General features: G+C 71.0%; 3 protein-coding genes. All 3 read left to right on the top strand.

What is annotated here, in order from left to right; all coding sequences use genetic code 11:
* On the top strand, positions 1-1,402 hold a 1,402-nt coding region (ispH, locus tag FRW57_RS18735), incomplete at its 5' end, for a 4-hydroxy-3-methylbut-2-enyl diphosphate reductase (RefSeq protein WP_152186731.1).
* A gap of 2 nt (positions 1,403-1,404) precedes the next feature.
* Positions 1,405-2,415, top strand: a complete 1,011-nt coding sequence (gene hpnH, locus FRW57_RS18730) for an adenosyl-hopene transferase HpnH (RefSeq protein WP_137122156.1) — start codon at positions 1,405-1,407, stop codon at positions 2,413-2,415.
* Positions 2,415-3,789, top strand: a 1,375-nt coding sequence (locus tag FRW57_RS18725) for a 1-deoxy-D-xylulose-5-phosphate synthase (RefSeq protein WP_152186730.1), incomplete at its 3' end; no start/stop codon positions are given. The genes hpnH and FRW57_RS18725, both read left to right, overlap by 1 nt.

Raw genomic sequence — 3,789 nt, 5'->3', positions numbered from 1 at the left:
CACCGTCGTCCGCACCGGACGCGGCCCGAAGGGCCGGCTGCCGGACGGGCGGGACGTGCCGACCCTCGTGGCCGGTCTGGCCGGCGCCCTCATCGATGAGCTGCGTCCGGGCGACCTGGTGGTCCCGCACGAGGTGAGCGGCGCGGGCGTCTTCCCCTGCAACGCGGGACCGCTGCTGGCGGGGGCGCTCCGGCGCGAAGGCCTCCGGGTGCACACCGGCTCGATCCTCACCCGCCCGCACGTCGTCGACGGCATGGACCGGGTGGCACTGCGCGGCTGTGGCGCGGTTGCGGTCGACACCGAGTCGGCCTACCTCGGCAATGCGGTGCCGCACGGACAGCTCGCCGTGGTGCGCGCCGTCGTGGATACGCCAGCGCAGCCGCTGCTCCGGCCCGGCACCGTCTGGCGGGGCACGAATGCGCTGCGTGCGCTCGGGCGCGCCGCTCCTGTGATCGACCAGTGGGCCGCGGCCACCGGTGAGCGAGACGTGCTGTTGGCGGCTCCCCGGTCCTTCTGCGCGGGTGTGGAGCGTGCCATCGAGACCGTGGAGCGGGCCCTCGAACAGCTCGGCCCCCCGGTCCACGTCCGGCGCCAGATCGTCCACAACAGCCACGTGGTGCGCGGTCTCGAGCGCCGTGGCGCGGTGTTCGTGGAGGAGGTCGACGACGTGCCCGTGGGAGGCGTGGTGGTGCTCGCCGCCCACGGTGTCTCGCCGGAGGTGCGCCTGGCCGCGCGGCGGCGGCACCTGCGCGTGGTCGACGCGACCTGCCCGCTGGTGACCAAGGTGCACTCGGAGGTGCGGCGATTCGCCGACCGCGGTGCCACGGTCGTCCTTGTCGGGCACCACGAGCACGAGGAGGTCGAGGGCACCCGCGGCGAGGCGCCCGAGCACGTCGTCGTCGTGTCCGACGCGCAGGAGGCGGCCAGGGTCGCGGTGCCTGACCCCGACAACGTCGCCTACGTCATGCAGACGACCCTCGCGGCCGACGAGGCCCAAGAGGCGGCATCGGTACTGCGGCAGCGCTTTCCGTCCCTTGCGGGTCCGCGCAAGGACGACATCTGCTACGCCACCACCAACCGGCAGGAGGCGGTGCGTGCGGTTGCCCGTGAGGCAGACCTCGTGCTCGTCCTCGGCTCCGCCAACTCCTCGAACTCCCACCGGCTCGTCGAGGTCGTCGAGGCCGACGGCGTGGAGGCCCACCTCGTCGAGGATGCCGAGTCGGTGGACCTGCGCTGGCTCGCCGGCGCCCGCCGCGTGGGGGTCACTGCCGGAGCCTCCGCCCCACCACACCTGGTCGACGAACTGCTCACCTGCCTGTCCGGCCTCGGCCGGATCAGGGTCCGGGAGGCCAGCGTCACCGAGGAGAACGTCCAGTTCCAGCTGCCCAAGGAGGTGGTCTGACCATGTCCATGCCCCTGCGCCAGTCCTTGAAGATCGGTGCCTACCTGATGAAGCAGAAGGCCCTGCGGCGCGAGAAGTTCCCGCTCCTGGTCGAGCTCGAACCGCTCTTTGCGTGCAACCTGGCCTGTTCCGGCTGCGGCAAGATCCAAAAGCCGGCTGACGAGCTGCGACGGCGGATGCCCGTGCAGCAGGCCCTGGATGCCATGGAGGAGTGCGGCGCCCCGATGGTCTCGATCGCGGGTGGCGAGCCGTTGATGCACCCGCAGATCGACGACCTGGTCAACCAGCTGGTGGCGCGCAAGAAGTTCGTCTTCCTGTGCACCAACGCCATGCTGGTGCGCAAGTGGTGGGACCGGTTCGACTTCAAGCCGTCGCCCTACTTCGCGTTCACCGTCCACATCGACGGCTTGCGCGAACGGCACGACGCCTCGGTCAACCACGAAGGCGGCTTCGACGAGGCGGTCGAGGCGATCAAGTGGCTGAAGGCACGCGGCTTCCGGGTCACGACCAACTCGACCTTCTTCACCTCGGACACCCCACAGAACATCATCGACGTCCTCGACTTCCTCAACGACGACCTCCAGGTCGACGAGATGATGCTCTCCCCGGCCTACGCCTACGAGAAGGCGCCCGACCAGGAGCACTTCCCCGGGGTCGCCGAGACGCACGCGCTGTTCAGCAAGGCCTTCGCAGACGGCCGCCGCAAGCACTGGCGGCTCAACCACTCCCCGATGTTCCTCGACTTCCTCGAGGGCAAGGTGGACTTCGGCTGCACCGCGTGGGGCATCCCGTCATACTCCCTGAACGGCTGGCAACGGCCGTGCTACCTGATGGCCGACGGCTACACCACGACCTACCGGGAGCTGATCGAGACGACCGACTGGGACTCCTACGGCCGCGGCAAGGACGACCGGTGCGCCAACTGCATGGCCCACTGCGGCTACGAGCCCACGGCGGTGCTCGCCACCATGGGATCGCTCCGCGAGTCCATCCGGGCGGTCAGGGGGGCCTGATGACCACCATCGGCGCGCTTCCCGAGGTGATCGATCCGGCAGGGCTCCGGCGACTGCCGGCGGCCGAGCTGCCCCGGTTGGCACAGGAACTGCGCGACCTCCTCATCTCGTCGGTCACGCGCACGGGCGGCCACCTCGGGCCCAACCTCGGAGTCGTGGAGCTGACCATCGCGGTGCACCGCGTCTTCGAGTCACCGCGCGACGCCATCGTCTGGGACACGGGCCACCAGGCCTACGTCCACAAGATGCTGACCGGGCGCCGACACCGCTTCGGCAGCCTGCGGCAGGAGCACGGGCTGTCCGGCTACCCCAACCGCGCCGAGAGTCCGCACGACATCGTCGAGAACTCGCATGCCTCGACGGCGCTGTCGTATGCCGATGGGCTGGCCAAGGCGGCGCAGGTGCAGCGGACCGCGCGCGCGGTCGTGGCGGTCATCGGGGACGGCGCGATGACCGGCGGGCTCGCCTGGGAGGCGCTGAACAACATCGGCGGGGCGCCCGACCGCCCGGTGGTCATCGTGCTCAACGACAACGGGCGTTCCTACTCGCCCACGGTCGGGGCGCTGGCACGACACCTGGCCGAGCTGCGGGCGGGCACCGCTCGGGGCAACTTCTTCCGCGACCTCGGTCTCGCCTACCTCGGGCCGGTGGACGGGCACGACATCCCGGCGCTCGAGCACGCGCTGGAGTCGGCACGCAGCCTGGCCGCCCCGGTGGTGGTCCACTGCGTCACCCGCAAGGGCCACGGTTACGAGCCCGCCGAGACCGACGAGGCCGACTGCCTGCACGCCGTCCCACCCGCCCCCCACACCCCGACCGGACACCTGGTCCACGAGTCCTCCCGGGTGGAGAGCCCCGAGAGGACTCCCGCAACCGGTGTCCGGTCGGCCTCCGGTGGACCGAAGTGGACCGACGTGGTGGCGCAGGAGCTCGTGCAGCTCGCGCACCAGCGGCAGGACGTCGTCGCGATCACCGCGGCGATGATGCGCCCGACCGGTCTCTTCGACCTCGCCTGCGCCTGTCCCGAGCGGGTCTTCGATGTCGGCATCGCCGAGCAGCACGCGGTTGCCTCCGCCGCGGGTCTCGCCACCGCGGGTATGCATCCTGTGGTGGCCGTCTACTCCACCTTCTTGAACCGGGCCTTCGACCAGATGTTGATGGACGTGGCCCTGCACCGCCTGCCCGTGACGTTCGTGCTGGACCGGTCGGGGGTCACCGGGCCGGACGGGCCATCGCACCACGGCATGTGGGACGTGGCGCTGACCAACCTCGTGCCGGGCGTCCGCGTCGCCGCGCCCCGCGACGGTGACCAGCTGCGGCTGCTGCTGCGCGAGGCCGTCGCACACGAGCAGGGCCCGACCGCCGTGCGCTACC

It is taken from the genome of Segeticoccus rhizosphaerae, from assembly GCF_009192725.1.
GTDB lineage: Bacteria > Actinomycetota > Actinomycetes > Actinomycetales > Dermatophilaceae > Segeticoccus > Segeticoccus rhizosphaerae.
This window is presented reverse-complemented; position numbering and strand designations above follow the sequence as displayed.